The sequence below is a fragment of the Ohtaekwangia koreensis genome, assembly GCF_900167975.1.
In the GTDB taxonomy this organism is placed as follows: Bacteria; Bacteroidota; Bacteroidia; order Cytophagales; family Cyclobacteriaceae; genus Ohtaekwangia; species Ohtaekwangia koreensis.
The window spans coordinates 872,992-892,394 of sequence record NZ_FUZU01000004.1 but is presented as its reverse complement, the minus strand read 5'-3'; the positions used below and the strand labels follow the sequence as shown (position 1 = coordinate 892,394).

Sequence of the window (19,403 nt, the reverse complement as noted above, 5' to 3'; positions counted from 1 at the left end):
GAAGCCTGTCATTCAAAGAATGCAAACTCCAGCAAATGGATTTAGTATATCAAGCGAAGTGTAACTCTTCCTCATACTTCAAAACAAAGTGCAATACTTTGTTTTCTAATCCTTCAATAAGGGTTAAGTCTTGATCCCAAAAAGTTTTATTCGATAATGTTGCTTTAACAACCTGAACAGGATTATTAGTAGCCCACGCTTTTTTGAAAAACTCTAATATTTCAGGAGTATCATTCAATGGAATCGCTTCTCCCTTTACTTCACCTTTATAGAATCGGATTAATGCTGCTAAGGAATGAAGCAATTTTTCAGGAAGCTTACCAGTACGTTTGGTATACTCGATAACAGAAGGAAGCACACGCACCTTATATTTTGAAACAGAATTCAATGATATACTGATGAGCTCGTGACGAATGAAAGGATTTTGAAAACGCTCGATCACATCATTTGCAAATTGAGTAAGCTCTTCTTTTGAAAGATCGAGAGTCGGAATTATTTCGTCAAATATAGCTTTACGGATAAACTCTCCGGTATACTGATCATCTACAGATTCACGCACGGTTCTTAATCCACGCAGGTAAGCAACAGGCACAAGCGCAGTGTGCGCACCATTCAGGATTCTTACTTTACGTGTTCTATAGGGAGTGAGGTCATTCACAAATTTAACCTGGAGATCTGCTTTCTCTGCAGGGAAAGATTTGCGTACTGCATCAGTAGCTTCAATTACCCACAGGTGAAAAGGCTCTGCTGTTACCACGAGGTTGTCCTCGTAACCAACAGACTTCTGAATTTCATCTATAGTATCCTTTGGATATCCGGGCACGATGCGATCTACTAATGTATTGCAGAATGTATTAGCAGTATCAACCCAGGTTTTAAATTCGTTGGGTAAGTTCCAGAGTGTTATATATTGAAGTATCGTTAGCTTTAAGGTGTCTCCATTTTTTTCGATTAGTTCGCAAGGTATAAGTACGAGACCTTTATCTGCGGCACCGTTGAAGTGCTTGAAGCGATGGTAGAGCAGCTGCGTAACTTTTGCAGGAAAGCTATCGGCAAGCACCGAAGCATTTGTGTCATTCGCATTGAACGTAATGCCAGCTTCCGTTGTGTTGGAGATGATGAATTGCAAATGAGGATTTTCTGCAGTTTTCAAAAAGCGCCCGAAATCTTCGTATGGGTTAAACGCACCGGCTACACTTGAGATGAGGCGTGTCTCAGAAATTGTTTTACCATGCTGAAGCCCATTGAGGACGACATGGTAAAGACCGTCCTGATCATTCACCATCTTGGCCATACCTTTACTGATTGGCTGCACAATCTCAACGGCTCCATTAAAGTCTGCTTTCTCATTCAGTATATCAATGATCCAGTCTACAAACGCACGAAGAAAATTACCTTCTCCGAATTGTAATACTTTTACCGGTCTGTTTTGTGGTAGATTGGCTGTGGTGCGATTTAATTTTTGTAGCATATAGTATAATTTCCTGAATGAACATTTTAAGAGTGAACCCGCATCTATACTTTCAGATTGATGTGGTTGAAATATATAGTTAAAATTTGAAGTAGTTCTTTGCGTTATAGTAACATATATCCGATACGATTTTACCAAGCCATTTTTCATCTTCCGGCAGCTCGCCATTTGCTACATCTTTACCAATCAGGTTGCAGAGAATTCTACGGAAGTATTCATGACGTGGATAAGAGAGGAAACTTCTTGAATCCGTAAGCATCCCGATGAAGCAACTCAGCAACCCTAAATTTGAAAGTGCATTGATCTGTTTCTCCATGCCATCTTTTTGATCGAGGAACCACCATGCAGAACCAAACTGGATTTTTCCCTTGGTTGATCCGTCATTAAAGTTACCGATCATGGTACCCATCACTTCGTTATCGCCTGGGTTCAGATTATATAGTATAGTTTTCGCAAGCTGATTGGTGCTGTCGAGTTCATTTAAAAATTTGGACAGTGCAACACTTTGCGAAAAATCTCCAATCGAATCAAACCCCGTATCAGGACCAAGTATGCGCAGCATGCGCTCATTGGTGTTGCGCAAAGCCCCAAGGTGATATTGCTGTGTCCAGTTTTTCTTATGATACATGCGACCCAGTTCAATCAGTACGGAATACTTAAAGAACTGAATTTCACTTGTAGAAAGATTCTCTTTCTTCTGAAGCTTACCGAAGAGTGTGGAGATGTTGTGTGCTTGCTTATTTTCCGGAAAGTATAATTGTTCAAGTCCGTGATCTGATAACTTACATCCTTGTGCATGGAAGAACTCCACACGATTTTCCAGGGCAGCAATGAGTTTATCGAAGCTGGTAACTTCTATACCGGACACTGCTGAAAGTTTTTCCAGATACGCTATATACGTTGTTGGATTTTCGACAGCATATGCTTTATCAGGACGAAATGTTGGAAGTATAGTGGTTGTAAATTTATCCTTCCTGATTTTTTGATGATGCTCGAGCGAATCGATCGGATCGTCTGTTGTACACACGACTTCCACTTTCATATTTGTCAGCAGATTACGTGTGTTATGAGAGGGGGACGCTACTATATCATTACACTTTTTATAGACGCTTGTTGCAGAATCTTCCGTTAACAGTTCGTCAACGCCAAAGTATCGCTTTAGTTCAAGATGCGTCCAATGATATAGCGGGTTGCGCAAGGTATACGGAACAGCATAAGCCCATTGTTTGAATTTATCTTCATCCGACCCATTACCGGTGATATACTTCTCATCTATACCCAGCGCACGCATCGCCCGCCATTTATAGTGATCGCCTTCGAGCCATACCTTGGTAATGTTCTCGAACTGCCGGTTGTTGGCTATATCCTGTGGAGAAAGGTGACAATGATAGTCGATGATGGGAAGATCCTTTGCATACTGGTGATACAGCGTTTTTGCAAAATCGTTTGAGAGGAGAAAATCTTCAGTTATAAATTTTTTCATACGATGCGTATACTTTATAAACAAGACGTTATTCAGGGGCAATTCCCTGAACGGACAATGACTTGATATACATTAATTCGGCTTTTTTCGCAGGGATGATTGACGAATGATCAACTCAGGCTTTAAAACTATCTTTTGAGGAATAAACTTTTTGTCTTTGGCAGCCATTTCTTCCAGGAAGATTTCCGCGGCAGCGTTACCCATGCGCATAGGGTGTTGGTCTACCGTTGACAAAGGCGGCTCCGTAAATGAAGTGAAGGGCTCGTTACTGAATCCTACCAGCGCTACATCTTCGGGCACCTTAAATCCTTTTTCTTTCAAAACCTGCATGGCACCTAATATACCATACGCACTGGAAGAGAACACACCATCAGGTATATCTTTACGTTTAAGAAGTTGCTCCATACTGCTGCGACCATCTTCCAATTGAAGATTGCTGTCTACCACCAACGATTCGTCAAACTTTAAACCATTGTCTAGTAGTGCTTCACGATATCCGCGAAGGCGTTCTTTAAATATACTGATTTTGCGCGCATTGGTAAAGTGAGCAATGCGTTTGCATCCTTGTTGAACAAGATGTTCTGTGGCTTTATAAGCTCCCAGAAAATCATCGATCACAACATTACTCACTTCAAGCTCATCGTTCGAGCGGTCGAAGAGTATAATAGGTATACCACGTTCCTTTACTTTCAGAAAATGTTCGAAGTTCTGCGTCTCTTTACCATGCGAAACAATGATACCATCTACCCGTGCATTTAACAATGCTTCTACCGTAGACACTTCTTTATCAAAGTTGTCGTAGGTCTGGCAGATCATAACGTTATACTTTGCTGTATTCGCGATCTCTTCTATACCGCGCACTACAGAAGAGAAGAACGTTCTGTCTGCTGTAGGCACGATGATACCAATGATATTGCTCTTGCCATTGCGCAAAGCAGCCGCTATATTATTCGGCTGATAGTTTAATTTTGCTGCAACTTTCTGTACTGCTTTTTTTGTTTCCGCACTAATGCGCGGATGATCTTTCAACGCACGGGAAACCGTAGAAGCCGTAATGTTCAGCTTGCGGGCTATATCGTGTATAGTAGCTTTTTCTTTTTTCATTTCGGCTCCGTTTACATTCTGTTCAGCCTATGCTTCATTAGCCGGCTTTCCTATTGTTGCTAATATACCGCCATCCACATAAATAATTTGTCCATTGACAAAATCACTCGCAGCAGAGGATAGAAATATAGCAGCACCCATCAAATCATCCGGATCACCCCAACGGGCCGCAGGTGTACGGTTTATAATGAATTCATTAAAAGGATGTCCGTCCACGCGGATCGGTGCAGTTTGTTCAGTAGCGAAATATCCGGGGCCGATTCCATTTACCTGGATGTTATACTTTGCCCACTCGGTGGCCATGTTCTTGGTAAGCATTTTCAATCCACCCTTTGCAGCAGCATAAGCCGTGACAGTATTTCTTCCGAGCTCGCTCATCATCGAACAAATGTTAATGATCTTGCCTGCCTTTCTTTGAACCATATACTTTCCTACATGCTTTGAGACAATGAAAGGTCCTACCAGGTCAACATTGATCACCTGTTGAAAGTCGGCAACCTCCATATCGAGGATTGGTATACGTTTAATTATACCCGCATTATTTACAAGTATATCTATAGGGCCCTGTTCTTTCTCAATCTTGTCGATGCCTTCTTTTACAGCCTGATCACTGGTTACATCGAAAAGATATCCTGTAGCAGCTATACCTTCTTTTTCATAAGAAGCCAGCGCATCTTTCATTTTATCGGGCGAGTGTCCGTTGATAATAAGTTTAGCGCCTGCTAATCCAAGGCCTTTTGCCATCGCCATACCAAGGCCGTGCGTACCACCTGTAATGAGGGCACGTTTACCGGTTAGATCAAAAAGTTTCATCGTAGTTCTGTTGGCTTTACTCCATCCATATCGCTGTAATCTAAATTTTCTCCGGCCATTCCCCAAATGAATATATAGTTACTGGTTCCGGCTCCGCTATGGATTGACCATGGTGGTGATATAACAGCCTGGTGATTCTGCATCCAGATATGTCTGGTTTCCTGAGGCTCGCCCATGAAATGACAAACGGTTTGATTATCGGGTATATTAAAATAGAAGTACGCTTCCATGCGCCTGTCATGTGTATGAGGGGGCATAGTGTTCCATACACTTCCGGTCTTAAGTTCAGTGAGCCCCATCTGCACCTGGCAGGTAGGAAGCACACTGTTCACCAACAGCTTACGAATGGTACGTTGATTGGATGTTTCAAGCGCACCGATCTCTACTGTATCTGCCTGCTCCAATGTAACCGTACGGGTAGGGTATACTGCGTGAGCAGGTGCTGAGTTGAAATAATATAGTGGCTTCGTAGCTTGATCAGGATGAAAGACTACATCTTTCGAACCACGTCCTATATATAAGGCTTCCCTGTTGCCAAGGGTATAGGTGGTTCCGTCTACAGTGATAGTCCCCTTGCCGCCTACGTTTATAATTCCGATCTCTCTTCGTTGAAGAAAAAAATCAGCTTTCAGCGAATCGAAAGTTTGCAGTGTCAGCGGCTTTGAAACCGGATTGGCACCACCAACGATAAGACGATCGTAGTGCGTATATACTAATGAGATCTCATCCTGAACAAAAATGTTTTCGATGAGAAAATTTTCGCGCAGTTGACTGGTAGTAAATGTTCTGTACTGCGATGGATGAATGGCGTGTCTGGAAGTGTGCAACATAATGTGTAATCGGTTGCGCAATATAAAAGAAAATAAATTTATAAACCGATTTCGATAGACGAAGTATTTTTAATAATTAATGGCAGCAATCGATGTCGGACCATCTTTTATAGGTACTAAAACTTCTTTTTAGTACCTATAATGACGTTTTTATAAAATATTTAAAAGATCATTTGGTGGAATAAAAAATCCTTCCTAAAATGCAATCGATTGCGCAGTTAAGTCGATTGCGGCCTTTTAAAATACCGCATATATACTTATTCAAGCAGCAATTATTCAAACAAACCCAAATAGTATGATTCGTTATTTACAAACAAAATTACCTCCAGCTTTCCGCTTTCGGAAGTATATATGCTGGAATGTATGCCTACTGTTACTGACAGGATTAACAATGTCCTTTCAGGTATCTGCACAACAACTAACCGTTACAGGAAAAGTTACATCATCAGATGATGGAGGCGCATTGCCTGGTGTATCTGTTCTTGTTAAAGGAACATCAACAGGTACAACCACAGACTTTGACGGTGTATATAAATTAACAGTGCCCGATCAGAATGCCGTATTGGTATTCACATTTATAGGGTATGCTCCACAAGAAGCAGTTGTTGGTTCACGAACTTCCATCGATGTAAATCTCGTTGCTGATCTTACCGAGCTTTCGGAAGTTGTGGTAGTGGGATATGGTACAGTAAAGAAGACAGACCTCACTGGTTCTGTCGGTGTTGTAGATCCAGAACAAATTACCAAGCGCGGTGCGCTCAATCCGATGGAAGCTGTACAAGGTCAGGTCGCGGGCGTAGATATATCAAACAGTACAGGGCGTGCAGGTTCGAATTTCAAGATTCAAATCCGTGGACAACAATCTTTACAAGGTGGTGATCCACTATATGTAGTAGATGGTGTGATTACAGGAGGAATTGATTTCCTGAATCCTCAGGATATAGAGCGTATTGATATATTAAAGGATGCTTCTTCTACGGCCATCTATGGATCACGCGGTGCATACGGTGTTGTGCTGGTAACTACCAAACAAGGTGCCTCTGTAAAACAGAAATCAGTTATATCGTATGATGGATATGTAGGGCTTCGTCAATCAGTACGCATGCCTGATTTTATGCCAGGCGATAAGTGGTGGAATTTCAGACAAGATTCTTTTATCACTGATGCAATTGTAAAAGGAACTGCGATTCCAACGAACCCTGGTGACAACTCAAAGAATAGTACTGAACTCGCCAGAAGAATTGCTGAAAAAGATTTCACCAACTGGCCTGACCTTCTCATACAAGATGGAACGCAACAGAACCATTGGGTATCTGTTTCCGGCATGAGTGATAATAAAATGGGATATAATTTTGGTGTTGGCTATCAGCAAGAGAAAGGTAACATTGTACACGAAGACTATAAGCGATATAATTTTAAGGCAAGTATAAATCATACCTTGAGTGAGCGCTGGAGCGCAGGGGCGAATATGAATATGGCTGTTGTTGACAACGAACAAGGTAGCCCGAACGCAATGGTGAATGCATTCAGAATGTCTCCACTGGTTAAGCCTTATGCGACAGAAGGTGGTGCATTATTAGTGCAGCCAGGAAAAGATATCATCAACGTTGGTAAACCAGATCAGATAACACATATAGACTTTACAAGTTCTTCCAACCCATTGTTGGATATGGAGCGTGCTTCACGAGAAACAAAAAGCTTCTACGCTATAGGAAATGTATTCTTACAATATTCTCCTGCAAGCTGGATCAGTTTAAAAACAACTTTTGCACCGCGGTATAAATATGAAAAGTATGGTGAATTTCTGGGTGTAGATTCAGAAGGTCGTGTAGGGGGGAAAGCGAAGGCAACGATCTCCAATACTGAATCATTCTCATATGTATGGGATAATCAGGTATCTGTAAATAAAGCAATCAATGAACATAGTTTCAATTTTATGGGACTATACTCTTTGAACTTGTTTCAAGATGAAACAAGTAAACTGATTGGAGATCAATTACCTTCCAATGCAAAAAGTTATTACAACGCAGGGCTAGCTCCAACAGCGAACCGTATAAATGAAGCAACCTATAGCAAGTCCACAATATTATCTTATGCACTGCGTCTCAACTATTCTTTCAAAGACAAGTACTTATTAACAGTATCTAATCGTTGGGATGGAGCCTCAGTTCTTTCTAAAGGAAACAAGTGGGCTTCGTTTCCATCAGCGGCTATAGCATGGAAAATATCTGAAGAAAACTTCCTTACAAATGTTAATGCTATAGATAATCTGAAGATCAGAGCAAGCTACGGTGTAACTGGTAATAATAAGAATGTAGGGCCATATGATACACAAGCTACAGCAAGTACTACAACTTATTATGATTTTGGTGGAGCTTCGGCGCTGGGCATTGCCCCGGATGGAATTGCTAACAAGACACTCACGTGGGAGAAGACGAAAGAGTTGGATCTTGGTTTGGACTTCTCATTCTTACAAGCAAGGATTATAGGGTCTATCGATTTTTATAACAAAGTATCCGATGGTCTCATCATAGAAAGACCTTTACCGTTGGAATCTGGCTATGGCGTGATCGTACAAAATATAGGTAGTGTTCGGAACAGAGGAATTGAAGTAGGTTTAACTACTGTGAATGTCAGCACTGATAATGTAACCTGGACAACTACTTTCAACTTTGCGAAAAATAATAACTCGATCGTTGATTTGATTGATGGAAAAGATCTTCCTCCCAAATGGTTTTATGGTGAACCAATCAACGTGAACTATAACTATGTATTTAATGGCATATGGCAGGAAAGTGAAAGAGAGCTTGCTGTTTCGTATGGTCAATTGCCGGGCCAAGCACGCGTCGTTGATTTCGATAATAGTGGCACTATTACTCCGACTGATAGAAGAATAATAGGTTCTCCGATGCCGGATTGGACAGGAGGTTTTTCAACCACAGTTACCTATAAGAACTTCGATCTTACGGCTTCATTATATACCCGCCAAGGTGTTCAGGTGTTAAGTCCCTTTCATCAGGAGTTTCTCAACTTTGAAGATCGCGGAAGAGCCAAACTCAATGTGGGGTGGTATATGCAAGAGAACCCTATAACTGAAACACGTGCCTCTAATGAGTATCCTCAACCAAAAAATTCAGGAAGATTCTGGAGTACGGAAAACGTAGGGTTCTATAAGGATGCAAGCTTTGTGAAAGTTAAAAACATCACGTTAGGGTATAATCTTCCAGGGGATCTTTTAAGTAAGGCCAAGATCAGCAGCTTGAGAATTTATGCAAACGTCCTTAACCCATTTGTATTTACCGAATATGATGGTTTTGATCCTGAGTGGGCGGATGCTTCCTATGCCAATGGAGGTATCAGTTCAGTTACTTACCAATTAGGAGTTAATCTCAAATTTTAATTCTTAAAAACAGATCATTATGAAAATCAGAAATATATTACTGGCAGCTATCTTCTTATTCACGCTGTCAAATTGCAACGACTATCTCGAAGAAGAGAATAAGTCTGATAGTTTATCAGATGAAATTTATAAAACGGCGGACGGATATGAGAACCTTGTTAAAAGCGTTTATTCAACACTACGCGATGTATACCGCGAGCCGTGGCTTTTCATGGCCGGAACCGATATGTATGTAGAGGGAAGAAATGCACAGCCAGAAGGTATAAGTGAGTATAATTCTCTTTCTCCAACAGAACCTTCTGTATTGAACTTTTATACTGCAGTTTATAAAGCCATTCAGCGTTGTAATGTAGCAGTACACTATAATGATTTAACCGAGCAAACCGCGAAGACGTCAACGCGTATGGGAGAGGTTAAATTCATAAGAGCGTATTACTATTTTCTGTTAGTTCAATCGTTCGGAGGAGTGAGCCTGGTGGAAGATATGCTTACAACACCGGTTACATCCTTCGAAAGAAATTCTGCTGAGGAAGTATATGCTTTTATTCTAGCAGAGATGGAGGAATCTCTAAACCTATTGGCATCTGCCAGCGGCCAGGAATTTGGTCGCGTCACGCCACGTGCAGTAAAACATTATCTTGCAAAAGTACATTTAACAAGAGGGTATGAGACATTTGCGGCAGCCGATGATTTTACAAAAGCTGCAGCATATGCTGATGATGCGATCAGTGGTTACAATTTATCTTCTGTATCATTCGAAAATCTTTTTTGGCCAGGTAAGGAAAATAATACAGAAGTGCTTTGGTCAATTCAATATGATAAGACATCCTTATCTGACGCTAGTAACGGAGGAAGTCTACAAAGTCTTTACTATGGACCTTACCTGGGTGGTGAAGGAGCAAAGTTTGGATATCCGTATCGCTCCTATACATTATTGCCTACTACTTATGTTTACAGGTTGTTTAATCAAAATGATGTTCGATGGGAAGGTTCTTTCATGAATATATTCTATGAACGCTATTATGATTTTTATGATAAAGCAAAATCAGAGCGTGCAAATATGAACGTTCGCTTTTATTTTCCGCAGTCGTGGGAAGTGGCAGACACAGCTGCATGGCGTGCCACAGATGTAACGCACCGTGGGAAGACTAAAATTATACCTTACCAAGAAGCAACATCTGAAATACTGACATGGGAACGTAATGTAAACGTTGATAACAATACTCCGGCTATACGTAAGTTCGATGATCCGACTTCTGTATTCTCAGGTAGCGGAAGCAGCACGCGAGATATATATCTGGCAAGATTGGCTGAGACCTACCTGATCGCAACGGAGGCGTATGTAAAGCTTGGTAATGCCACTACTGCAATGGAGCGTGTAAATGAGGTAAGAGGAAGAGCCGAGCGTACGCCCGGAAGCCTTGTGCTTACAGATGCAAATCAAGTTACTATTGATTTTATTCTTGATGAGCGCGCCCGTGAATTGTTTGGTGAGTATGAACGCTGGTTCGATTTGAAACGTACAGGTAAATTAAAAGAGCGAACAGAATTATATAACAAAGAGATCCGTGATCAATATTTCAGAAAAGGTATAGATCCGTTTAAAGGTACCAATGGACAGGATAAAATTTTGCGTCCTATTCCACAGTCCGCTATTGATTTAAATCAAAATGACGACTTCCTGCAAAATCCAGGTTATTGATTTATAAAATATAGATGCATTGTATTTGGGTTAAGATTGGGAATTCCCGCATGAGCATTCGCAGGCTCTGCGGGATTTTCTCATTCAACATCGAAGTATAAAATAAGTATAAATGATCGCGAGGCAGAGTCGGGGCACGAGGTAAATACATAATCATGAATAGAGTAATCTTTAAAATTTCTATAGCACTTGCAGCATGCACGCTTCTTTCTTTTATCGTGATCGATAAGAAGCCGAGAATCTTTTTGATTGGAGATTCAACGATAGCAAACAAACCGATTGAGGTTGCTCCCGAGACGGGATGGGGAATGATTTTTCCAGAGTATATAAATCTGGAAGTACAGAATCATGCTGTCAATGGAAGGAGTACAAAAAGTTTTCGCACGCTGGGGCATTGGAGCAAAGTATATGAACAGCTGCAACCAGGTGATTGGGTGTTCATCCAATTTGGACACAACGATTCGAAGGAGTCCGATACAACACGCTATGCACCGGCAAAGACAGACTATCGTAAAAATCTGATCCGGTATATAAACGAAATTAAATCCAAAGGCGCTCGCCCGTTGTTGATCACTCCGGTAATGCGAAGAAAATTTGATGAGAAAGGAAACTTTGTAGATCAACATGGTGACTATCCAGGCGTTGTCAAGGAAGTAGGTAAAGAAATGAAAGTGCCTGTGCTTGATCTTCATGCGAAAAGTAAAGATGCCATCGTGCAACATGGCGTTGAAGAATCCAAAAAATTATTTTTAAATGTAGACAAGGGTATATGGAAACATTACCCGGATGGTAAAGAAGACAATACGCACTTTACAGTATACGGTGCTTCCATCATGGCATCGCTGGTAGCAGAAGGTATTCGTGAATTGAACTTGGATCTATCGAAAGAAATCAAGGCATGGCCAGTAGGCGGTAAGTATGTATATGAACTTCCGAAAGTAATGGAAGTATCTTTCAAGAAGGATACGTTCAATATCCTCAAGTACGGTGCGAAAGCGGATGGCATTACCTTGAATACAAAACCTATTCGGGATGCGATCGATGCGTGTAGCCAGTCCGGTGGAGGAACAGTTTTGATTCCGAAAGGATTCTGGCTTACCGGGCCGATTGTATTGAAGAGCAATGTCAACCTTCATGTTGTGAAAGCAGCAGTAATACAATTCAGTAATAACCCTGACGATTATCCATTGGTAAAAACCAATTGGGAAGGCCTGGATGCCATCCGTGCACATTCCCCTATATATGTAACCGATGCATCCAATATAGCCATCACAGGTGAAGGTATATTTGATGGTGCAGGCGAGGCATGGCGCCCGGTAAAGAAAAGTAAGCTTACACCTCCCGAATGGGAATACCTTGTGAAGTCCGGAGGATTTCTGAATGAAAAGAAAGACACCTGGTATCCAACAGCGCGCGCACTGGCGGGCTCTAAGGAAAAACGGCCGGGTGTCGTAGCGGAAGGATATGATTTACAGAAAGCAGAGACTATAAAGGAGTTCCTGCGTCCTAACATGGTAAATATAGTCCGCTGTAAACGCGTATTGCTGGAAGGAGTAACCTTCCAGAATTCTCCTGCATGGTGTCTGCATCCCCTGTTAACACAACACCTTACACTTCGTAATCTTACAGTTCGTAATCCATGGAATGCACAGAATGGTGATGGAGTAGACGTAGAGTCTTGTCGCTATGTGCTGATCGAGAACAGCACGTTCGATGTAGGGGATGATGGGATCTGTATTAAATCGGGCCGTGATGAAGAAGGAAGAAAGCGTGGTGTACCGACAGAAGATGTTATTGTCAGGAACAGCACTGTATTTCATGGACATGGTGGTTTTGTAATCGGCAGCGAGATGAGTGGAGGTGCACGCAATATATATGTATATGACTGTAATTTTCTGGGTACCGATGTAGGGCTTCGCTTTAAGACTACGCGAGGCAGAGGTGGTATCGTTGAAAAGATTTATGCCAATAATATCAGCATGAGCAACATTGGTGGAGCGGCTGTATTGTTCGATATGTACTATATGGCGAAAGATCCACTCGCGATGTTTGCAGGCGAAGAGAAACCGTCAATAGAGTTTCAGCCTGTATCGGAGGCAACACCTCAGTTCCGTGATTTTTACATTAAAGATATAGTTTGCAAAGGCGCTGAAACCGGCATCTTCGTTCGCGGCCTTCCTGAAATGAATATCAAAAACATTTCCATTGAGAATGTATCGATCCAAAGTAAAAAAGGTTTCGAATGCACGGAAGGTGACAACATCACGCTGAAAAATGCTACGCTTTATTGTGATGATAAAAATGTTGTAGAGGTTCACGACAGCAAAAATCTGCTCCTTGAAAATATACAGTATAAATCCAACGATGTATTGCTGAGTGTGAGCGGCAGTCGGTCGAAAGACATTCGCCTTTTAAACACAGATGCATCAAAGGCAAAGAAAGAAATTCTGCTGGGTGCAGGAGTTTCTGAGAAGGTGGTTAAAAAGAAATAACGAAATATATCCCTCGTAATAAAATTTTTGAAATGATGAAAGTAAAAATTCTGCTCCTCGCATTTACCAGCTGCCTGATGTACTCTTGTATAGCGCAGCAGAAACCATGGGGCGTACGCATGGCGGAGACCATGATCAAAACTTATCCCGATTCTATAGTTGTAAAGAGAGCGGGGGAAGTCGTGGCAAACCGCCCGACACGGTGGGACTACGAGCAAGGTGTTCTTCTCAAAAGTTTTGATGTGCTGTCACAACACACCGGTGACAAGAAGTACTTTACCTATGCGAAAAAGATAATGGATCATTTCGTTCAAGCGGATGGTTCTATTCGTACATATGATCTGCTAGAGTATAATATTGATCACATTACTCCAGGACGTGTAGTGTTAGCGTTGTATAGCGAAACAAAGGAAGAGAAGTATAAGAAAGCAGCTGATTTGTTGCACGAGCAACTGAACTGGCAACCACGCACAAAAGAAGGTGGCTTCTGGCACAAGCATCGTTATCCATATCAGATGTGGCTCGATGGTCTATACATGGGCGAACCGTTTTCTGCCGAGTATGCAATGATCACCAATAACACGAAAGGTTTCGATGATGTGATTAATCAGTTTGTCTGGATGGAAAAACATGTTCGTGATAGCAAAACTGGCCTGCTATACCATGCGTGGGATGAAAGTAAAAAGCAACGCTGGGCTGATCCCGAAACAGGCCGTGCCCCCGGTTTTTGGGCCCGTGGCATGGGCTGGTATGCAATGGCATTGGTAGATGTACTCGATTATATACCGAAAGATCATCCACGGCGAAAAGAACTTGTTGCTATACTTCAGCGCCTGGCAGCAGCACTGAAAAATTACCAGGACCCGGCATCGGGTGTATGGTATCAAGTTGTGGATAAAGCCACCACGAAAGGAAATTACCTCGAAGCTTCGGCCAGCGCCATGTTTGTATATGCACTTGCAAAGGGTTCACGTCTGGGGTATATTGATAAAAGTTATAGTGCACTTGCTAAAAAAGGTTTTGAAGGCATGTTGAAAAACTTCATTGAGACGGATGCTGACGGCACGGTACATCTTGTCAAGACGGTAAGTGTTGGCGGCTTAGGTGGTATTCCATATCGTGATGGAAGCTTTGAATACTATATCAGCGAGCCACTTCGTACCGATGACCTGAAGGGCGTTGGTCCGTTCATACAAGCAAGCATTGAAATCGAACTGATGACAAAAAAATAGGACCACATGAAATATAGTATCATCCTCGCATTTATACTCTTCACGAACAGTCTTTTTGCGCAGACGCTTGAAAAGGATTTTCCGGAATCTTTTAAAGTAAAGATCACCAATACGATCAGTGTACCTCGCGAAAATGTTTTGATTGTCTTGTCTCCTGATGAGGTAAGCAAGCAATCAAAGAAATTCAACAGTAAAGCCTTTGTTGTAGTAGCGGGAGGTAAAGAAATACCCAGCCAGTATAATGAGCAGGATCAAGACAATAAAGGAATTGTTTTTGTACTTGATAAACTGGAAGCATCAGCATCGCGGGATATCGTAGTGCGCTTTCATCCTACAGCAACTATACCACGTAACTATACGAAACGTACACAAGCAGAGCTTTCTCATAAAGTAGGAGGCGAGTGGAAGAATCGCGAATATATAGGGGGTACTTTTAAGAATGTTGATTTTCTGCAAGTGCCACCAGAGCATAAAGACCATTCATGGTTTATACGCTATGAAGGTCCAGGGTGGGAATCTGATAAAGTAGGATATCGTTTTTATCTCGACCAACGTAATGCTTCCGATGTGTTTGGTAAAAAAACTCCGGAAGTAGCATTGCAACTCGCAGGTCAGGATGGATTTGATTCTTACCACAACATGCAGCCCTGGGGTATGGATGTTATGAAAGTAGGAAAATCATTAGGTATAGGTTCTATAGGTTCGTTTCACAACGGCACCGCTATACGGGTTGAAAAGACAGATGCTGTTAATTGCCGCATCACTGAAAATGGAAATATATATTCATCCATCCTTACAAATTACATTGGCTGGGCTGTAGCCGATAAGAAGCACGATGTGCAGTCACGGTTATCCATTCATCAAGGTACACGCCTTACGCATGCACTGCTCGATATTTCCAGCGATCCTGATAATATAGCAACCGGCATCGTGAAAGATAACTTGGCAAAACTTTTCACCGGAAAAGGTGATGCAAAACACTGGGCATACCTGGCGACCTATGGCAAACAAAGTCTCAATAATGATGAGCTTGGACTTGCCGTCTTATTCAAGCCCTCAAATATTATTGAATTTACAGAAGATGAATTCAGTCATGTAGTAAAGCTCAGACCTGAACAAGGTAAGCTTGACTATTACTTTCTGGCGGCTTGGATAGGAGAGCCGGATGGAATAAAAAACGAAAAGGAATTCCTGGACTATATTAATAAAGTATCCCTCGAATTGGCTAATCCAGTTAAGATTGAGATCACCCGAAAATAATCGGTAGTATTCATTTTTAGTGGCCGTCCGGTTATTCCCGGGCGGCTATTTTTTTGGAATTAACGGTAAAATACCTAAATAATGCGCATTCGATTGTTCTTTGTAAAAAACGTTTGAAAAATCGTTTGTAACGATTTTGTGATTTCAAAAATGTTGTTACTTTTACTAAATAGTGCAATCGATTGCTCAATGTTATGAATTCCCCAATATGCTTTCCGTTACATTTTATTGCGGTATGCGCAATCGGCACAAAAGTGAAATCTGATCCAATCATTTTAACCGCCTATGAGTATACCTATACACCTAAAAAAATGGATGATAACGCTGCTGCTTGCACTGGTTGCCATAGCTGCAGATTCCATCCCGCTGCTTGCCCAATCAAGGACTGTCACTGGCATTGTAAAGTCAGATGATGGATCGTCTCTTCCGGGTGTTTCCATCATTGAAAAAGGAACGAGCAATGGAACTGTGACAGATGCTGAGGGTAAGTTCTCACTATCCGTTTCTGCTGATGCCATTGTAGTGGCTTCGTTCATTGGAATGAAACCGCAGGAGATCACGGTAGGAAATCAAACGACACTAGACATCTCCATGCAACCTGATCTCACAACGCTCGATGAAGTTGTTGTAGTAGACTATGGATATGGTACTGTAAAGAAATCCGATCTAACCGGATCAGTCGCTACATTATCGGGTAAAGATCTTTCCAGGATCCCGGTGTCCAGTGCGGCACAGGCGCTAACGGGTAGGCTACCCGGTGTAAATGTATTGACTACCGATGGTTCTCCGGATGCAGAAATTGTGATTCGCGTTCGCGGAGGCGGCTCGATCACACAGGATAATTCGCCACTCTATGTTGTAGATGGTTTCATCGTTTCAAGTATACGAGATATACCTCCAACCGATATTGAGAGTATAAATGTTTTGAAAGATGCATCGGCAACCGCTATATATGGAGCACGTGGGGCCAATGGTGTTGTGGTTGTAACAACCAAGCGGCCTGTAGCCGGAAAAACGATTGTGTCCTATAGCGGCTTTTTGCAATCCAAACAACTACCCAAAAACAGAAAATATGAAGTGCTTTCGCCTTATGAATACGTAATGGCGAACTATGAATATGCCAAGCTGCGCTCTCAGACAAACGTAGATGATTTTGAAAAGTACTTTGGTAAGTATGACGATCTCGAGCTATATAAATCAAAGAAGCCAACAGACTGGCAGGATGAACTATTCGGTGATCCTAAATTGTCTCAATATCATAATTTAAGTATAAGCGGAGGAACAGAGAAGACCAAACTTGGTTTGAGTCTTACTAATAATACGGATGAAGGGCTTATGCTTAACTCAGGCTATAGCCGCACCGTAATTAATTTTAAAGTAGATCATCAGATCGCCAATAAATTAAAGTTTGAAGCCTCTGCACGTATTACGAATACAGAAGTGGATGGTGCAGGTACTTCAGGCAATGCGCAAATCAACATTAAAGATGCCGTACAGACACGACCTGTAAATGGTATAGCCGATGAAATGGATATTGATCTGACGCAAGTAAATTCTGATGATGACTTTCAATCGTTTCTCTTGAGTCTGGTAAGTCCGAAAGAACTTGCCAAACAAGATTGGCGAAACAGAACAACAAATGCCTATGTGTTCAATGGTGGCGTTACCTGGAATATATTGGATAACCTTGATCTGAGAAGTACATTCACAACTTCCCGCACATTCGATGAGAATCTTCGATTCTACGGACCGTTAACCAGCGAGTCATTTAATAACGGAAGTAGTTTACCGCTGGGTGAGAAAACCGAGAACAATGATTTCTCTTATCGTTGGTTCAACACAGCTACCTATACCGTAAAAAATATAGGTGAACATAGCCTTACAGTTCTGGTCGGGCAAGAAATTTCTTCAGAAGGTGGCAAGCGTAATTTTGTAAGGTCTGAAGATTTCAGGGCATCGATTGCTCCTGAAGAACTTTTTGCCAACATGGCGTTCGGTAGAACGGATCGTCATGAAACTACGGAGAAGATCAACTCCAATCGGTTCTCGCTATTGGGAAAAATGGATTACCAATGGAAAGGTAAATATCTGGCTACTGTTACATTTCGTTCGGATGCTTCCAGCAGATTTGCGAAGGAAAATCGTGTAGGATATTTTCCGGCAGTAGCTGTTGCCTGGAAATTATCGCAAGAGAGTTTCATGACTGGTCTCACTTTTATAGACGAGGCAAAGCTTCGCGTGAGTTATGGTAAAACCGGTAACGATCGTATCGATGCAGGAGCAGCGCAGTTCTTATTCTCAGGCACGACAACACGCGGACCTGGCTGGGGAAATGTAGATAATGTATACTATACGCCGAGTAGCACAGTACTGTATAATCCGAATATAAAGTGGGAGACAACCATTAACCGGAATGCCGGTCTTGATTTCACTCTGCTGAAGTCAAGAATTGAAGGTAGCCTGGATGTATACTATAATACTACGAAAGACCTGTTGTTACAATCCGCTATACCTCCTAATACCGGTTTCCCTTCCCAATGGGATAATATAGGAAGTACGTCTAACAGAGGTATTGAACTCGGATTGAACACCTATATTATAGAATCAAATGACTTCACGTTCTCTGCCAATTTTAACATTGGTATGAATCGCGGAAAAATAGAGAAGCTTGACGGTACAGACAGCCGCTTCTTTCAGTCCAATTGGGCCAGCACAGATCTGAACAACATCAATGATTTTTATTTCAAAGTAGGTGGCCGAGTTGGCGATATATATGGATACGAAACAGCTGGCATGTATACTACGGATGACTTTGAAAGTTATGATGCTGCTACCGGTAAATATATACTGAAAGGTGGCGTAGCCAACTCAAGTGCAGTGGTCGGCAATACGAATATCCGTCCGGGCTTTCTCAAGCTGGTAGATCAGATCACCGTAGATACGAATGCCGATGGTATACCCGATGCAACGGATGGCTTGATCAACGCAGATGACCGAAAAGTAATTGGAAATACGTTACCAAAAGTGCAAGGCGGTTTAGGTTTTAACGCCAGCTATAAAGGATTCGACCTTTCAGTATTCTTCAACTACCAATATGGTAATGATGTTTATAACACGGGCAAGATTCAGTACAACCAGTTCAGACGCGTAACCTATGGCAATATGCTGAACACCATGAATTCTGATAATCGATTTACCTATATAGATGTAGAGGGCTCCTATACCGGAACACCAGGTGAAGTAGTGACTGATCTTGGTCAATTAGCGGAGATGAATGCCGGTAAAACCATGTGGTCGCATAACAGCTATGGTATAGCGGGTGCCGTTATACATTCTTGGGCTGTTGAAGATGGATCTTTCATCCGTCTGAATAATCTCTCTATAGGATACTCTTTGCCGAGAAGTATAATTTCCAAAGCAGGCATGTCGCGCGCCAGAGTATATGTAACGGGTAACAATCTTCATATCTGGACGAAGTATTCAGGCTACGATCCTGAAGTAAGTACTTCACGAAGCTCAGAGTATGCGGCATTGACACCTGGTGTTGATTATTCTTCTTTTCCAAGAAGCCGCTCCTATACTATCGGAGTTGATATCTCATTTTAAGATTGACTAC

At 41.8% G+C, this 19,403-nt stretch carries 11 protein-coding genes; 6 read left to right on the top strand and 5 right to left on the bottom strand.

Going from position 1 to position 19,403, the window contains the following annotated elements:
• Positions 1-49: 49 nt before the first annotated feature.
• The 5 genes from B5Y40_RS26860 to kduI all read right to left on the bottom strand — a co-directional run bounded on the left by B5Y40_RS26860 (position 50) and on the right by kduI (position 5,701).
• Positions 50-1,471: a tagaturonate reductase gene (locus B5Y40_RS26860; RefSeq protein ID WP_079689934.1), complete on the bottom strand. Its 1,422-nt coding sequence runs from the start codon at positions 1,469-1,471 to the stop codon at positions 50-52.
• 79 nt (positions 1,472-1,550) lie between these two features.
• The gene (gene uxaC / locus B5Y40_RS26855) at positions 1,551-2,954 is read right to left on the bottom strand and encodes a glucuronate isomerase (protein ID WP_079689933.1); all 1,404 of its coding nucleotides are present in this window, start codon (positions 2,952-2,954) and stop codon (positions 1,551-1,553) included.
• A 72-nt stretch (positions 2,955-3,026) separates the two neighbouring features.
• Entirely contained in the window at positions 3,027-4,058 is a 1,032-nt protein-coding gene (locus B5Y40_RS26850) for a LacI family DNA-binding transcriptional regulator (RefSeq protein ID WP_079689932.1), read from the bottom strand.
• A 27-nt stretch (positions 4,059-4,085) separates the two neighbouring features.
• Positions 4,086-4,871, bottom strand: coding sequence for a gluconate 5-dehydrogenase (locus tag B5Y40_RS26845; RefSeq protein WP_079689931.1), 786 nt, complete (start codon positions 4,869-4,871; stop codon positions 4,086-4,088).
• On the bottom strand, positions 4,868-5,701 hold the full coding sequence (kduI, locus tag B5Y40_RS26840; protein ID WP_079689930.1) for a 5-dehydro-4-deoxy-D-glucuronate isomerase: 834 nt from the start codon (positions 5,699-5,701) through the stop codon (positions 4,868-4,870). Before kduI ends, B5Y40_RS26845 begins: the two co-directional genes overlap by 4 nt.
• A 295-nt stretch (positions 5,702-5,996) precedes the next feature.
• Here kduI and B5Y40_RS26835 point away from each other — a divergent pair, with 295 nt between their 5' ends.
• From B5Y40_RS26835 to B5Y40_RS26810, 6 genes are all read left to right on the top strand, one after another.
• Positions 5,997-9,101: a SusC/RagA family TonB-linked outer membrane protein gene (locus B5Y40_RS26835; protein ID WP_079689929.1), complete on the top strand. Its 3,105-nt coding sequence runs from the start codon at positions 5,997-5,999 to the stop codon at positions 9,099-9,101.
• Between the two features lie 19 nt (positions 9,102-9,120).
• Positions 9,121-10,803 (top strand): RagB/SusD family nutrient uptake outer membrane protein, encoded by a 1,683-nt coding sequence (locus B5Y40_RS26830; protein ID WP_079689928.1) that lies wholly within the window; start codon positions 9,121-9,123, stop codon positions 10,801-10,803.
• A gap of 155 nt (positions 10,804-10,958) precedes the next feature.
• Positions 10,959-13,295: a glycosyl hydrolase family 28 protein gene (locus B5Y40_RS26825; protein ID WP_079689927.1), complete on the top strand. Its 2,337-nt coding sequence runs from the start codon at positions 10,959-10,961 to the stop codon at positions 13,293-13,295.
• 32 nt (positions 13,296-13,327) lie between these two features.
• Positions 13,328-14,527 carry a glycoside hydrolase family 88/105 protein gene (locus tag B5Y40_RS26820; RefSeq protein WP_245840824.1) on the top strand — a complete coding sequence of 400 codons (1,200 nt, stop codon included), beginning with the start codon at positions 13,328-13,330 and terminating at the stop codon, positions 14,525-14,527.
• Between the two features lie 6 nt (positions 14,528-14,533).
• Complete coding sequence (locus B5Y40_RS26815; RefSeq protein ID WP_079689926.1) at positions 14,534-15,787, top strand: DUF4861 domain-containing protein; 1,254 nt, start codon at positions 14,534-14,536, stop codon at positions 15,785-15,787.
• Positions 15,788-16,072: 285 nt separating this feature from the next.
• Positions 16,073-19,393: a SusC/RagA family TonB-linked outer membrane protein gene (locus B5Y40_RS26810; RefSeq protein WP_079689925.1), complete on the top strand. Its 3,321-nt coding sequence runs from the start codon at positions 16,073-16,075 to the stop codon at positions 19,391-19,393.
• Positions 19,394-19,403: the final 10 nt, after the last annotated feature.